The following is a 15,626-nucleotide window of genomic DNA, read 5'->3' on the forward strand; positions in this document are numbered from 1 at the left end:
CTTATATTGGGTATAGTTTGATATTTATTTCATCTTGATTGAAATATGTTTTGGCGATGCCATTGAAGTGCTTCCAATTCTGGAAAGTGTTGCTCTATATTTGGTAAAATTATTGTCTCACCATGAAAATCTTTCATAGCTTTAGCATGGGGAGATACTTCTTCCAAATCATTACTAACTATAATTTTGTATTGTTCATCTACAGCAAACCAACCGCGATCAAATGCCCAATGATGGTTTTTGCAAAGTGCTATTCCATTATGAATTCTACTATCATAGAATTCTGAAAATGGCTTTATATGTGCGCCATCAACGATATTTTGAATTACAGATTTAGTAACTTTAAGCCCACAAAAAGCGCATTTATAATCATAAATATTTACAATTGCTTTCCTGAAAAAAGCATTTCTAATTAGTGCTTTTCTTAACTTCCATCTCGGATTAGTATCTAAGTTACTAGACTCAATGGTTTTTTCTATTTTTAAGGGGACATCTTGAAAATTTTGGTTAATGGTTAAAAAATTTTCAATCGTATTATCTTCAGATGGCAGCCAAGCTGAAACAAGTGCATCAATTAATATTTGCCTAGAAATTTCATCTTGAATTAAATTAAATAGTTCATCATCCAAATGTGCATAGTCAACATCTTCCTTGAGTCTGGGAATTGTTTGCGGACGACCACCATCATATTCAGAACTATACTTGAGATACCAAAATTTACCCCGATCATTTTTTAAATGAAAAAAAGGAAGGGCAAAATCACTTCCCTTAAAAGTATTAGAAGCAAGTACTTCCCAATACTTCTTGAAGGTATCAATTAATTCATCTGATATGGTGATGCGATTATCTGTTATTAAATCTTGGGTAATTAGGTCAATTATAGATAAAAGTAATATGGGTTTATTAAGAGCATCACCCTTTTTTTGGGTTTTATATACCTTAAGATTAGAGAAACATTCACAATAATAAACTAAACCTAGCTGACTTGGTGGCTGTTGTGCTTTACTCATTGTTTCATTTTAGTTTAAATATAAATCACAAGTGTTTTCTCAGTATTTTGGTAATTATTAAATATGGATTGATAGTGATTTATGAAAGAAATTTGCTTAAATCAAAATCCTCTTCTTGGGAGTTATCTTGAAACCTTTCAGAACTGAGAATCAATAAAATCCTTTCAGAATAATCTACTGCACCCCGGATTTCTGATTGTAAGATTTCAAGTCCACCATTGGCATATTCTTCAAAAATATAATTACGGTTTTCGTTATTGTTTCCTTCTTCGAGAGATAAAACTTTTATATCTTGAGTTTCAGCAATTGCTATTAAATTTATTACCGTATTATATCCCCTGACTATAAACTGTTCTTGGGGTATTGGCGACGGTTCCCTTTTACAAATCTCTCCCAAAGCCACCCGCCTTTTATGCTTTGCGCCCAAAGCTGCTGCAAACACAATTACATCAGCAAAAGTATTAAAAGGCCCTGTTCCACCATCTGAAGATGTTAAATCTTTCACCAACTCAGCCTTATCTTTAGCAACCCTGATTCTGCCAGTTTCAGCCATGATATTAATATCTATATTGTCGCTATTTTAACCGAAAGTTACAAGCGATGCCTACGCCTGGCTACACCTACGCAGATTATACTAGTATTTAGGCGATCGCTTAAACAAACAAATGATCCACTAACATAGTCCATCCTGGCACTGCGCCTTTGCGTGAAATTTAAATTGATAATTGAACATCCTTATAAACTAAAGAAATCGGAAAGTGGAAATCAACACTAGTTAAATGAACCTCATCCCCAGCTTCATAAGGATGTAACTCCCACAGTCCTCTCTCATTTAACCGAAAACAATCTAAAGCAATTTTTTCAGCATCGATGAGGACGTATTCTTGCAAAGTCTGAATACGACGATACCGCGTAAATTTTTTACCTCGGTCGTAAGCTTCCGTGCTTGGGGACAGAACTTCAACAATTAAACAAGGATATTGGAGAAATTGAATAGCTTGTTTATCCCGTTCATCGCAACTCACCACAACATCAGGATAATGAAAAGGCCCCTTCTCCGATACACCTACTTTTCCATCCGCCATATTCACACGACACCCACTCCCTCGCAGGTGACTTTTTAACGCTGAAGCGAAGTTTAGAGCAATATTATTATAGGGAAGAGTACCCCCAATCATGGCGAAAACTTCACCATCAATATATTCATATTTAATTTCTTGGCGTTCTTCCCATTCCAGATATTCCTGTGGAGACATATAATTTTTGTCTGGACTTGCAACCATAATCTTATTCCTTCTCAAAAGCCACTTTTCTCAACTGTAACTAAAATCAGATTTATGTACAGGTAACGGGAAATCAAACCACAGAGGCACAGAGAACACAGAGAATAAGAATTTGAGAAGTATTTTACGTCAGTTCTGTTAAAAACCTTTGCGCCTACTTCTTTATGACAGATGTGGTTCAAAGACATCAAAACTGCTGTAATTACCTATCCCGTTCAACCGCGATAATTTCAGTATATTCATACTCATTCGGACTTTGTTTCACCAAAGGATATCTTTCGCCACCCAACTCAATATAATCTTGTTCGCAATCCGGCTTAGATGAATAATACGTAAGCACATATTCTCTACCAATTCTCTGTGTCATCTCTGTTTCAACTTCACCCCGCCACTGAGTCTTAGTAACTAAAACTATCAACTGATTCGCTAATTGCGGAATTGTCTTCGCAATATGTCGCCGCGAACTTTCATCCAAACTACCGAAGGGTGAATCCATGACAATTGGGAAAGTGCTACTATCGGGAATCATCATCATTTTCCGCTTCTCACTCCATTCTCGTACTTTGTCAATGATGCTGGCTATAAAAGATAAACTGAGAATCTGATTTTCCCCAGTGGATGCTGCAACTGGTGCTTCTACACCTGTGGTATTTTCTACTAATGTCAGTTCATATTTATCACTAATTCTAGGAATGTATGGTGTTACAGAAATTTCTGTAAATATTTCTTGCACTCGCTTTTCTAGTTGTAGGCGAAATTGTTGCTCTTGACGATTTCGGACTTCTGTTAAGCGTTCAATTGCATCTTGAGTAGCATTAATCCGTCGCTGTGCTAAAGTTTGCTTGTCTTCATTCAGCTTTTGTTTAGCAATTTGTTTATTTAAACCTTCAATTTCAGTTGTGAGTTGAGCAATTTGCTGCTGATTTGCACCCTGTTCTCGATTCAATTCATCAATTTTACTTTCAATTTCATCTAACCGTTTTTGTAAACTGCTAATTTCTTCATTAGCATCTTTTCGCAACCGTTCTTGAATATTGTCTAAATCGCCTTCAATTTGAGATATGCTTTGCCTTAACTGATTAATCCTAGTTTGTTCTCTATCAACTTCTTCCCAAAATCCTATTGCTTGCTTATCAATTTCATCTACTTGAGCGCTCATCCGAATTGCAGTTTCTTCCACCGCCGAAGAACCGGCTTTATTTAACCAAGTACTCACATGAGTATGAGAATGATTACCTGCGTGTAATTCTGCGCCACAAATACAGCGCTGAGAATTGAGTAAATCATTCACGAATTCCCGCGAAATTCCTGATGTTAACTCGCCTCTCTGCTTCAAATCATTGATAATTCCTCGAAACTGGGATGTAGTTTCTGAGAGTAAAACGGTATAACCCCGCGCGGAGATAACTTTCTTCAGCGCTTCCTTCGTTTTTTTATATTCTTCTTGATTCGCCACTTTCTGAGATTCTAAATCCTGCCATCTTTGTTGCAATTCCTTAGCAGCACTCAGTTCTCGCAAACGGTTACTTGTCTCTTTTTTGAAAGTTTGTTGATATTCTAACTCTTCTTTAATTTCTGTTTGCCGTTTGGTAATACGTTCACGCTCTCGCTCTATCTTTTCTTGCTGTCGTAAAAGTTGTTTAGTTTCAGAATCACCAATAGCTTTTAACTCATTTTCTAGAGTTTTTTTAGCATCTCCCAAATGTCTGATGGAACGGTTGATTACTTCCACACCCAAGAAAATTTTTGTAGCTTCGGCAATTTCAGCTTTTTTGTCAGAACGAACGATTTCTTCAATTCGTTCTCCGTCAAAGAAAAAATATTGATGTAAAGTAGCTGGTAAAATTTGATTAATTATATCGTCTGGTTGCTGATTTGGTATATTCCATTTACCATCGTCCCCACTAACCCACATGGTTAATTGAGTTTTGCCAGCATCAAAGTCACTTTCGTTTTTGTAACCCCGACAGGCGCGTTTAACTCGATAGCGTTTACCTTCATGTTCCCAGCCAATTTCTACCCAACATTCTACAGCCTGACCTTTTTGATTTTCTGCGATCGCACGCTTATTCACCAACTGTTCTATAGATGCAAACGCTGCACTAAATTTATCATACAATACCCACGTAAAGGCATTCAGTAAACTAGTTTTTCCAGAGCCATTATTACCATGAATAATCGTCGTGTTGTCAACATCTCCCCCAGCCAGAATCATCTCTGGTGTCGTACCATAAAAGGAGCGAAAGTTGCATAGCTTGATTGAAGTCAGCTTCATCGCACCTCCTCCTTAATAATGTCCAAAATATTATCATTTATATGGCTGTTAATCTTCTTATCTAGCCTGCCTTTTTCCAGCTTCCATACCCGCTCAATAATTTGCCGTACTTCCGGCGGAGCGCTAGTTATTGGCTCCTGCACATCATCGATATTCGCCTCTTGTGACATCTTCGGTTTGGAAATATAGCTTTTCTATATTTTAACTTTCTCTAGTAGTACATTTACCTCCGTAAAGCCACTGTTAAAGTTATCTTTAATTTTGCAAAAACTATTTTTTCAAATTTTTCAAGTTTATAATTTTCTTTGAAAAAAGACTTTATTATTTAATTGTCTTCTGGTATTATTAATATTAACAACTTAGATCATAATAGAATATAAGTAAAATTTTTAAACCTACTCACATCCCATTATAATCAAACTCATAATTATATTATTTCATACTTAATGCTTCTTTTTTCAAAACTAGAAAAATTTTACAAAATAATATAACTATATAGTTCATCATCAAATATCTAATAAACCATATCGCTTTTGTAAATCAAGTAACTTCATTCTTGCTTCCCCTGCGTTATCAGCTAAATCAGCAAACTCTACAAAGCGACGTAATTCCTTTTTTAACAGATTACGCTCAACTTCTATAGTTTCTCTATCTAAATCTGGTGGCAAAACAATCATGTCAAATATAGTGGCGCGTTCCTTAGCAGGATGAGGACGTAAAACCCGCCCCCGTCGTTGAATGAATTGGCGAGGATTACCAGAACTTGATAAAATTACCGCAGTTTTAATTGCCGGAATATCGACACCTTCATCTAAACAACGAATTGCTACTAAACCCTGCAATTCCCCACTTTCAAATTGATGGCGCAATATTTCCCTTTCTTGTAAAGTTGTTTGAGCCGTATAGGTGCTTACCTTATAGCCTAAATCTACTCCGAGAATTTTGGCAACAGCTTTAAGTTGGCGTAGGGATGAACGTTGTCCCGCCTCTTGGGAACCATCACTGCAATAAAAAAGAGTGTGAGTAGTTTTGCGGCGAGTGATCATTAAATCTCGCAAAGCATTTAATTTATTTTCCGCTGCACCAATTAATCTTGCTCTTTGCATCAACAACGGCTTTAAATCTTCATTGTCTTCAAAACTTCCCGCTTCGCCATTTTGTCGATCTCGATAAAGAAGCGATCGCCCAATTCTTTTAGTTAGCTTTAAATAGGCAATACTCTCTGCTTCAGTTAACTCTACCAACACCGGATAATAAAGATAATGTACCAAAGCACCTTGAGCGATCGCATCCCTCAATGTAAACTCTGGCTGGAGAACTGGGCCAAAATAATCAAATAGAGATTGCGTACCAAAATCATCAAAATATCTTTCCGGTGTGGCAGATAAAGCCAGTCTCAACCCAACACTGCGCGGTAAACTTTCTTCTAGCTTGGGTGCGCCTAAATTATGCGCTTCATCACCAATAATTAAAGTTTTGGCAGGAAAATATTTGAGTTGAGACTGAAACCCATCTCCAATTAAAGTAGAGTTCGTAGTTATGACAGTAACAAAGCGTTGAGAACCAGAACGCAGATTATAAATTTGCGTAGAAAGTTGACTTTGCCAAGTGCGTAAATTTTCAAAAGCTAAAATGGGTTGCAAATTAAATTTTTCACATTCTCGCGCCCATTGGGTGACGAGATGGCGATAGGGACACACCACCAACAACACTTGTAAATTAATCTGCTGATATAATTCACAAGCGATCGCTAGTGCAGTAATCGTTTTACCACTACCAGTAGCCATTTTCAGCGTCCCTCTGCCATTGTTGGTAAACCAGCTAGCGATGGCTTGTCGCTGATATTGCCGCAATTGCAGAGACAGAGGCATCCTTGGGCATCCTGGTAATGGTTGCGTGTTATAACTGCCCTTACTTTCCCTTGCAAATGGTAATTTCAACCGGAAAGTGGGCAGTTGCTGCACTGGATTTTTCGTCACGTACATAAAATGTTAAGCACAAAGGTGGTCATGAACCCTAATTAATGGGCATTGGGCATCAGTATTTATCTTTCCCAGTCCCCAATCCCCATTACTCAGTTGTAACCACGCCAAACACCAATGAGTGAACCTTGCACCTGTACTTGCATAGCATTAACTTCAATAGGATTGTACTTAGGATTCGCTGGTTTGAGGGTAACGCGATCGCCTTGGCGATAAAAACGTTTTAAAGTGGTACCGAATCCATCAACTCTGGCGGCGACGATGGTGCCATTTTTCAAATGATTTGGTTCTGCTACTGGACGCAAGAATACTACATCGCCATCAGCGATTAAATCTTCAATCATGCTATCGCCAGCTACCCGCAAAGCGTAGGTTTGGGGAGGTAATGAGAAATTAGAAAAGTCTAGATGATCTATAGCATCAGTAAATGGTTCTATTAAACCACCAGCAGCGATCGTCCCTAAAATTGGTACACCTTGCTTTACAGGACGCAAAATCCGAATGGTTCGCGCTTGGCCTTCAGTCCATTCTATATATCCTTTAGTACGTAAATGTTCCAAGCGACTTTGAATTGGTGCTGGTGACTTCAAGTTCATCCCTTGCATCATTTGCCGAATTGAAGGCGAATGCTGGTGCGATCGGATGTATTCTGCCAACCATTCGTAAAGTTCTTGTTGAGCTTCTGTTAGACGTTCCATAAAGAAAGCGGGAAGTAATTATAAATGTCTCTAGAACATTAGTACTACAAAAAACTCCCTATAACAAGAGAAAAGTAAAAATATGAAAGGCAAAAGAAACAATATTCTCTTTCCTTTTACCCATTTATTTTGGATTTTCTATCAAGATAGTAGTTAGGAGCCAATTGCACACTAGCTATTCTGACTCCTAACTCCTGTACAAATGCGATTAATCGCGTCTTTTTTCATTCTGCCCCTAAGATACTGGCAAGTAAAGCCTTTTGGGCGTGGAGGCGATTTTCTGCCTGTTCCCAAACTCGTGATTGGGAACCTTCAATAACAGATCCGGTAATTTCTTCACCACGATGGGCTGGTAAGCAGTGTAAAACAATTGCCTCTGGATCAGCAAGCCTCAATAGCTGCTCGGAAATTTGGTAAGGCTGGAAAATAGGCAGACGATCGCCTGCTTCTGCTTCTTGCCCCATACTCGCCCAAACATCAGTATAAAGTACAGCAGCTCCCTTAGCGGCTAATTCTGGATCATCAGTGAGGAGAACTTCAGTTTTGTGATTAGCGATCGCTCTTGCTTGTTCTACAATCCTAGAATCTGGCTCATATCCGCTAGGGGTAGCAATTTTAACATTCATCCCCACCAAAGCACAGCCCAACATCAGAGAATTAGCTACATTATTTCCATCACCCACGTAGGTTAAAGTTAACCCGGCTAGGGTGCCAAAGCCTTCTTGAATCGTCAATAAATCCGCTAATACCTGACAAGGATGTTCTGCATCGGTAAGCGCATTAATTACCGGAATCTTCGCATAGTGAGCAAAAGTTTCCAATTCCTGCTGTGCAAAAGTGCGAATTGCCAAAATATCCAAATATCGATCTAACACCCGCGCCGTATCCTGCAAAGGTTCCCCACGACTAACTTGAGTGACATTGGGGTTAAGATCGATTACCTGTCCACCCAGTTGGTACATCGCCACAGTAAAACTTACCCGCGTGCGAGTTGAGGCTTTGGAGAACAACAACCCCAAAACTTTATTACACTGCAACTTCAGCTGTTGTGATTTAAGTTGAGTTGCCAATTGCAGGAGTTCTTGAAGTTCTGTAGGACTGATGTCCGCTAGACTTAATAAATCTCGTCCGATCAACGCTGCCATGCTTCCGATGTGTAAAGAACAATTATATATTTCTGTTGCTTTACCAGCCGGATCAAAAAAATACAGTTTTAAACCTGTACCAGATATTTTTGCGTCCAGCCCAGAATTTGAGTTAGCTTTTGTTAAGAATATTAATTTATCAACTTTATCAGTGATCAGAATCACTGATTTTTTTCTGTTTAATCACAATTGCTACGCAGCTTAAACCATCTAGGAGGCACAAAAGCAGTGATATTCCCAAAATATCTGGTCTTTTAGCCTAATTTAGGAAGAAGGAGATATTTTTTAGGAATTATAGCTAGACAAATAAGTTTGTTATGGTACAATTAGAAATTGTGGTTGCTATTTTAGAGCGATCGCTAAACCCGCCAGCATAGCACAGTGGTAGTGCATCCGACTTGTAATCGGAAGGTCGCGAGTTCAAATCCCGCTGCTGGCCTTCACAAATGTCGAGTTATTATTTATCGTCACAAACGATAAAATAATAATTTTCCGTGTATACATAAACGATGTTTTTTGTCAAGTCTAATTTAGATGCGCTTAGGCTGTTTCTAAGAGTAAGAGATTGCGATCGCATCCTTAAACGAAGCTAAAAGAAATTATTTCCATGTAATTAAACAAAAATTACCAAAGTTAAAATCACAATTTACTAAGTAAGCCAATAAGTATCCTATTAAAGCTTGACTGCGGCAAGCGGTAAATTTAATGAAGCAGAACCATCGCTACACTGACTAATCCACCACTCAACAAAAAAGGCTTGGTATTAGCCGACACCGATTGTTTCATATTAAGGACTTCTACTAATTTGTAATTCTTAATTACGAATTACGAATTAGTAGAAGTCCTATTGTTCATGAATTCGCAAGTTGTCGGTAGCGTTCCTGAACTTCCTGAATCGAAAACAAAGTTTCAAACTTCAACCCAGCTGACTGGTACAGCTCACCTCCTCCCTGTTGTCGGTCTACCAGTGAAATTACTTGGTTTACAGTATAACCTGCATCTTTAAGACGCTCAACCGCTTTCAGAGCAGATTGCCCAGTTGTTACCACATCTTCCAAAACTACTACTTTTGCACCTTCTGGTAAACTGGGGCCTTCTATATAAGCTTTCGTCCCATAACCCTTGGTTTCCTTGCGAATAATCAGCGCTGGTATCGGTCGGTTTTCATAAACAGAAATTACACTCACTGCTGTCACAATTGGGTCAGCCCCCAATGTTAAACCACCTACAGCCTGTGTATCTACGGGTAACAAAGGAAATAGCAAGCGTCCAACTGCCAAAGCGCCTTGAGGATGGAGTGTTACCTGTGTCTTATTGACGTAATAAGAACTACGTAGCCCAGAAGAGAGGAGAAAATCACCCTCTTGATAAGCAAGCTGGCAAAATAAATCTAGTAACTTGTGGCGCAAAGTGGTCAAATCAGCAGTGGTTGCCCAAATATCTGAGTGGGTAAGAGTTTCAGTAGGATACGTCATTACAAAACATTAAAAGTTGTGCTACACCAAAGGTTGAACTCATCAGAGTTCTGAACTTAAGCATAAATTAAGATTCGCCTAAAACAAAAATTGAGGAGTCAGAAACGTGCGTATAAAATTAAAAACCTTTGGTGGTTTCTTGGTGCTGCTTGCTGCTTGTATTGCTTTTCCCTCTGTTGCATCTGCCCAAACCGCAACACCCAATTATGAAACTACCAATGATGTATTTGAAAGAGCTTTTTTTCGTCACGATCGCAATTTCTACGAAAATGGTAGCCTCAAGCGTCAGCTAGACTCATTTCTAGGATCTGGTTCCAGTTTTGGTGGTTCCTTCCCAGAAAATGAAATTGCCCACGATGCTGAGTTGGTTAACACTTTATATCATGATGTCCTGACTCAGCAAGTTGGCAACGATCCTTATATTCGTACTCTTGATTTACCAAATCCTTATGACACGTCGCTGATGATGTCTCCTCGTTTCAATAGCAACAAACTCAAAGTAGGGACTGAATTCCGGTTTGAAATACCACCTCGGTAACAGTGCTGAGTGGAGAGTTAAAAATTAAAAGTGAGGTTAGCCTAAAGTTTTAAGGATGGGAAAAAGTGAGGAGTTAATTAAGACTCATAACTCAGCACTCATTAAATCCTGACTGGAGAAGTTGAACCAGGATGTCAATGCTCAAGATAATTCAGTATTACTTATTTCCCAATTATCATTGAGTATCTTGTAATACAACACATTACTGCTTTTTATTGATTCAGTGCGCCCTGCTGGAATCGAACCAGCCTGAAGGCGAATTATGAGTTCGCTGCCTCCCCAATCGGCCAAAGGCGCGTGTTCCCTTGGGTTTCGGCTTCCTGTGAGTCAATTACTTCAACTCTTAGGTCAACCTTATTTGCTAATTCTAATGAGGAAAATTCCTCATACATTGAGTTTAGCCAATTGTATACTTATAGCACAGATTTATCGCCTGTGAATACTCAACAATAGTTTACCAGATTTTTATACTACATAATTTGATCATGAATGAATATAGTGCAAACTAATATTGATTAAGTTCCTTTAAGGATTGAGGTCAAAAGCTTCACTATCCTTAAATAGACCAGCATTCTTTTGTGATAGCTTGTCAGCGATGAAGATAAATTCTACTGTACTTCTTACTTTGATTTTGTTAATCCTGATGATGGGAGCAGGTTCTGTGAGCGCGTTTTTGGGGTTTGAACTGGGGAGTTCAGCACTTAAAGGCGTTACCACACCAGATGGGCGTCCCACAACCAAATTTGCCAGTAATAAGACAAATAGCTCCCAACAGGGAGGGCTAGTGCTATTAAAAGAGGAAGAGATCCTGAAAATTGTCAAGGCGCGAATTGACGGTAAAACCAAGGCTGCTAAATCGGAAAAGCTAGAGGAAGATGATGAAGAAACCAATAGCAGCAAGCAGAAGCCAGAGGAAAAACCCCCACAAGTGGTTGAAGAAAAACCCCAGCCAGGTTTTCCAGTTACTGCCCAGAGCGAAGGTGTAACTATGGCTGTGCAATCTGTCCGCTACTCTGGTGGTGATTTACTATTGAAAGTGAAAATGCAGAACAAAGGTAAGGATTCTGTGCGCTTCCTGTATAGTTTTTTAGATGTTACCGATGATAAAGGACGAACCCTGAGTGCTAGTACAGAGGGTTTACCAACAGAATTGCCTGCAAATGGACCAACATTTTCCGGTACAGTGAGCATTCCTACAGCTTTACTTGATGATGTCAAGAAGATATCACTCGCTCTGACTGATTATCCCGCTCAAAAATTGAAGCTAGAAGCATCGAATATTCCTGTAGAAAGGTAGAAGAGACAATTTTAGATTTTAGATTTTAGATTTTAGATTTTAGATTGGGCACATGGTACTAGACAATTTACCTAATCCCTAATCCCCAAAACCTAATTCAAAATCCGTCTTGGAAAGTTATTCGCCGGAAATCGGCGCTCAGACTTTCCGCAAAATCCCAAAATCCCAGAATGGAGGGCGTGAGTTTTACACGAGCTTTGGCAGTGAGTGGTTTTCCTAATTTAATTTGGACAGACGTGGCGCTGCGGTTGTTGTCAGTGCTACTACTGATTGCCATAAATGCCTTTTTTGTGACGGCGGAATTTTCGATGGTAAGTGTGCGGCGATCGCGTATTCACCAGCTAGTTAAGGCTGGGGATATTCCAGCGATCGCTGTGGAAATGCTACAACGTAGTATTGACCGACTGCTATCTACCACCCAGTTAGGTATTACCCTTTCTAGTTTGGCACTGGGATGGATTGGAGAAAGTACGATTGTCGTGCTAGTGAATGCATGGTTAAAATCCTGGCCTTTACCAAGTAGCATGACTACCTTCCTGGCGCATTCTCTATCAATTCCCATTGCCTTTTTCTTGATTGCCTATTTGCAAATTGTGATCGGAGAACTATGTCCCAAATCCTTAGCCATGCTGTACTCAGAACAGCTAGCTAGGTTTTTGGGGCCTTCGGTAAAAGCGATCGTGCGTTTTTTTGGCCCCTTCATCTGGATTCTCAATCAATCAACTCGTTGCTTTTTGCGGATTTTTGGCATCCAATACACAGGTCAAGGTTGGAGGCCACCTGTGACTCCCGAAGAATTGCAACTGATTATCTCTACAGAATGGGGGTCTACTGGTTTACAGCATGCGGAGCGAGAACTGCTCAATAATGTCTTTGAGTTTGGGGATGTAATGGCCCAAGATGTGATGATCCCCCGTACCAGTATTATCGCGCTGCCAAAAGATGCTACCTTCCAGACATTACTTAGAGAAATGGCTTCTACTGGTTACTCTCGCTATCCCGTGATTGGTGAATCTTTGGACGATGTTCGCGGCATTGTTTATTTTAAAGACTTGGCACAACCTTTGGCTATAGGAAAGCTTAGTTTAGAGACACAGATCCAATCTTGGATGCGTCCCGCCCGGTTTGTTCCAGAACACACGCCCTTGAGTGAACTTTTGCCACTGATGCAGCAAGAGAAACCAGCTATGGTCATGGTAGTGAATGAATTTGGCTCTACTGTGGGACTAGTGACAATCAAAGATGTCATTGCCGAAATCATTGGCGACGCCAGCGTTCCTGAAAGCAGCGACGACTTACTGATTCAGATGTTAGATGAGCAGAAGTTTTTAGTGCAGGCACAGATCAACCTCGAAGACCTTAACGAAGTTTTGCATCTCAATTTGCCCTTGACAAGAGAATACCAAACACTAGGGGGCTTTTTGCTGTATCAGTTACAGAAAATTCCTGACAAAGGCGAAACCTTTTGTTATGAAAATCTTGAATTCACTGTGGTGTCAATTATTGGTCCACGGCTGCATCAAATTCAACTGCAACGCTTAGAAGAGTTAGGAGTTGAGAGTTAAGAGTTAGGAATTAAAACTTCTAACTCAAGAAGCATACACTAGTGGATCAACGAGTCCCAATTCGGCAAAAGCTGCTAGCCGCAAGCGACAAGAATCACACACGCCGCAGGCGACATCTCCACCGACATAGCAAGACCAAGTTAGCTCCCAAGGAACTCCCAATTGGTTCCCCAGTTGGATGATTTCGGTTTTTTTTAGGTTGATTAGGGGTGCAACAATATTAATTGGTTGTCCCTCACGCCCTTGTTTGGTTCCAAGGCGAAATACTTCTTGCATTGCTTGGATATAGTCGGGGCGACAATCAGGATATCCTGAGTAATCTAAGGCATTGACGCCGATATAGACACGTTCTGCTGCGATCGCTTCGGCGTAACCAAGAGCAAAGCTTAAAAAGATGGTATTACGAGCCGGAACATAAGTTACAGGAATATTTTGAGACATTTCATCGAGCGATCGCTCTTGGGGTAAATCAATGGCGTCATCGGTAAGTGCCGAACCGCCCCATTGTCGTAAGTCAAAATTAACCACCTGATGTTTCACGATCCCAGCTTTTTGAGCGACGCTAAAGGCTGACTGTAACTCTCGTCGGTGTCGCTGCTGGTAATCAAAGGAAATAGCATGACATTCACAGCCATCAGCCTTGGCTTTATACAGAATTGTGGAAGAGTCCAATCCCCCAGATAACAGAATTACAGCTTTCATTTCGGTTGCAAATTTTGGATTTCAAATCGCCAAATTACACCTTAATCAAGATGCCAGGAAGCAATGTCGAGGAGAATTTAGACTTCGGTCTGATTGAATTTTTTCAAGTTAATAAAAAGACATATATTTTTTGTCGAAAGTGCAAAATACAAAGCAAACCCGAACTATCTATACAAAAGATATCTGGATTACGGGAACCGATCACAAACTTTGAAATTCTTCATAAACATAGGCTCTATGTTACCATCTGGATGGTTTTAGACGGATCGTAACTGGCTTTCGAGTATAAACGCCAACGGCCGTAGCGTCTCTAAATTTGGTGGTTGAGGAGATAATAATAGTGCAAGATAGCATGTCAGTGGCAGAACCGAATCCATATACACAGCGCAACCAACCACGACCGATCCGCATAGGCGTGATTGGAGTGGGTAACATGGGACAACACCATGCTCGCGTGCTGAGTTCAATGAAAGATGTTGAACTAGTCGGAGTGGCAGATATTAACGTTGAGCGAGGGTTAGAAACTGCCAGCAACTACAAGGTGCGTTTTTTTGAAGATTACTGTGACCTGCTACCCCTTGTGGAAGCAGTTTGTGTAGCTGTTCCCACCCGTCTGCACTATGCCGTGGGCATCAACTGTCTGTTAGCGGGAATTCATGTTTTGATTGAAAAACCGATCGCAGCCAGTATTTCTGAGGCAGAGTCTTTAGTAAATGCCGCAGCTGAGTCTGGATGTATCCTGCAAGTAGGTCATATTGAGCGTTTTAATCCAGCTTTTAAAGAACTGAGCCAAGTGCTGAAAACTGAGGCATTGCTGGCGCTAGAAGCCCACAGGATGAGTCCTTACTCAGATCGGGCAAACGATGTTTCGGTTGTGCTGGATTTAATGATCCATGACATCGACCTACTTTTGGAATTAGCTGCTTCCCCAGTAACGAAATTGACTGCTAGCGGTACTCGTGCCCTGGACTCTGGTTATTTAGATTACGTAACTGCCACCTTGGGGTTTGCCAATGGTATTGTTGCTACTCTGACTGCTAGTAAAGTCACCCACCGAAAAATTCGCCGGATTGTCGCCCATTGCAAAAATTCATTTACTGAAGCAGATTTTCTCAAGAATGAAATTTTGATTCACCGACAAACTAGTGCCAATTGTCTCACCGACCACCGACAACTACTTTATAGGCAAGATGGTGTGATTGAAAAAGTCTACACCAGCAATATTCAACCCTTAAGCGCAGAATTAGAACATTTTGTCAACTGTGTACATGGTGGCAATCAACCCTCAGTAGGTGGTGAACAAGCTCTCAAAGCTCTGAGACTGGCAAGTTTGATTGAGCAGATGGCGCTAGAAGATCGAGTTTGGAATCCATTAGATTGGCAATCGGAACCAAGAGTACAATCGTTGACCCCGACAGCCTAGAACAAAAAGAGGGGCAGAGGGGGATGAGGGGGACAAGGTAAAATTTTCTCCCTTGTCTTTTTTTTCTGCCTCATCTCCATTACAGCCCCAACCTGAGAAGAAAACCCTAAAGTATGTTTTTAAACTTGATATCAAATCTTTAAATCCTTCCTAGTCCTTTTAAAAAACCGACAAAGGGGGATTTCAAAAATTAGAAAACAAAACCTAGTGGTTCGTTTCATTAATTTTGTGAG

14 protein-coding genes and 2 tRNA genes are annotated in these 15,626 nt (G+C 40.1%); 5 read left to right on the forward strand and 11 right to left on the reverse strand.

The window, feature by feature from the left end; all coding sequences use genetic code 11:
* Positions 1–29: 29 nt before the first annotated feature.
* The 8 genes from V7K35_RS22130 to argF form a co-directional block, all read right to left on the reverse strand.
* On the reverse strand, positions 30–1,010 hold the full coding sequence (locus tag V7K35_RS22130; RefSeq protein ID WP_335081653.1) for an HNH endonuclease: 981 nt from the start codon (positions 1,008–1,010) through the stop codon (positions 30–32).
* 79 nt (positions 1,011–1,089) lie between these two features.
* A complete protein-coding gene (locus tag V7K35_RS22135) occupies positions 1,090–1,563 on the reverse strand; it encodes a DNA phosphorothioation-associated protein 4 (protein ID WP_335081655.1) in 474 nt (157 codons plus the stop codon).
* Positions 1,564–1,723: 160 nt separating this feature from the next.
* Positions 1,724–2,293: a Uma2 family endonuclease gene (locus V7K35_RS22140; protein ID WP_335081658.1), complete on the reverse strand. Its 570-nt coding sequence runs from the start codon at positions 2,291–2,293 to the stop codon at positions 1,724–1,726.
* A 202-nt stretch (positions 2,294–2,495) separates the two neighbouring features.
* Positions 2,496–4,568, reverse strand: a complete 2,073-nt coding sequence (locus V7K35_RS22145) for an AAA family ATPase (RefSeq protein ID WP_335081660.1) — start codon at positions 4,566–4,568, stop codon at positions 2,496–2,498.
* Complete coding sequence (locus V7K35_RS22150; protein WP_180277607.1) at positions 4,565–4,738, reverse strand: hypothetical protein; 174 nt, start codon at positions 4,736–4,738, stop codon at positions 4,565–4,567. Before V7K35_RS22150 ends, V7K35_RS22145 begins: the two co-directional genes overlap by 4 nt.
* A 336-nt stretch (positions 4,739–5,074) precedes the next feature.
* Positions 5,075–6,553, reverse strand: coding sequence for a DNA phosphorothioation system restriction enzyme (locus tag V7K35_RS22155; protein ID WP_335081663.1), 1,479 nt, complete (start codon positions 6,551–6,553; stop codon positions 5,075–5,077).
* 89 nt (positions 6,554–6,642) lie between these two features.
* Complete coding sequence (gene lexA / locus V7K35_RS22160; protein WP_334795577.1) at positions 6,643–7,248, reverse strand: transcriptional repressor LexA; 606 nt, start codon at positions 7,246–7,248, stop codon at positions 6,643–6,645.
* 224 nt (positions 7,249–7,472) lie between these two features.
* Positions 7,473–8,393 carry an ornithine carbamoyltransferase gene (argF, locus tag V7K35_RS22165; RefSeq protein ID WP_335081726.1) on the reverse strand — a complete coding sequence of 307 codons (921 nt, stop codon included), beginning with the start codon at positions 8,391–8,393 and terminating at the stop codon, positions 7,473–7,475.
* Between the two features lie 367 nt (positions 8,394–8,760).
* Here argF and V7K35_RS22170 point away from each other — a divergent pair.
* Positions 8,761–8,832, forward strand: a tRNA-Thr gene (locus V7K35_RS22170).
* Between the two features lie 412 nt (positions 8,833–9,244).
* Here the strand turns inward: V7K35_RS22170 and pyrE are convergent.
* Complete coding sequence (gene pyrE / locus V7K35_RS22175; RefSeq protein WP_334795578.1) at positions 9,245–9,868, reverse strand: orotate phosphoribosyltransferase; 624 nt, start codon at positions 9,866–9,868, stop codon at positions 9,245–9,247.
* 106 nt (positions 9,869–9,974) lie between these two features.
* Between pyrE and V7K35_RS22180 the strand changes: the two genes are divergently transcribed.
* Positions 9,975–10,406 (forward strand): hypothetical protein, encoded by a 432-nt coding sequence (locus V7K35_RS22180; protein ID WP_334795579.1) that lies wholly within the window; start codon positions 9,975–9,977, stop codon positions 10,404–10,406.
* A 224-nt stretch (positions 10,407–10,630) separates the two neighbouring features.
* On the opposite strand, the gene V7K35_RS22185 is transcribed toward V7K35_RS22180, so the two are convergent.
* Positions 10,631–10,703 (reverse strand) — tRNA-Ile (locus tag V7K35_RS22185).
* Positions 10,704–11,001: 298 nt separating this feature from the next.
* Between V7K35_RS22185 and V7K35_RS22190 the strand changes: the two genes are divergently transcribed.
* Both V7K35_RS22190 and V7K35_RS22195 read left to right on the forward strand, forming a co-directional pair.
* Entirely contained in the window at positions 11,002–11,703 is a 702-nt protein-coding gene (locus V7K35_RS22190; RefSeq protein ID WP_298919563.1) for a hypothetical protein, read from the forward strand.
* A 170-nt stretch (positions 11,704–11,873) separates the two neighbouring features.
* Positions 11,874–13,268 (forward strand): hemolysin family protein, encoded by a 1,395-nt coding sequence (locus V7K35_RS22195; protein ID WP_335081665.1) that lies wholly within the window; start codon positions 11,874–11,876, stop codon positions 13,266–13,268.
* A 24-nt stretch (positions 13,269–13,292) separates the two neighbouring features.
* Here V7K35_RS22195 and queC read toward each other — a convergent pair whose 3' ends face one another.
* Positions 13,293–13,970, reverse strand: a complete 678-nt coding sequence (gene queC / locus V7K35_RS22200; protein WP_335081667.1) for a 7-cyano-7-deazaguanine synthase QueC — start codon at positions 13,968–13,970, stop codon at positions 13,293–13,295.
* Between the two features lie 340 nt (positions 13,971–14,310).
* Between queC and V7K35_RS22205 the strand changes: the two genes are divergently transcribed.
* Positions 14,311–15,393, forward strand: a complete 1,083-nt coding sequence (locus tag V7K35_RS22205) for a Gfo/Idh/MocA family oxidoreductase (RefSeq protein ID WP_334795582.1) — start codon at positions 14,311–14,313, stop codon at positions 15,391–15,393.
* The last annotated feature ends 233 nt before the right edge of the window (positions 15,394–15,626 follow it).

The organism is Nostoc sp., assembly GCF_036917275.1.
GTDB lineage: Bacteria > Cyanobacteriota > Cyanobacteriia > Cyanobacteriales > Nostocaceae > Nostoc.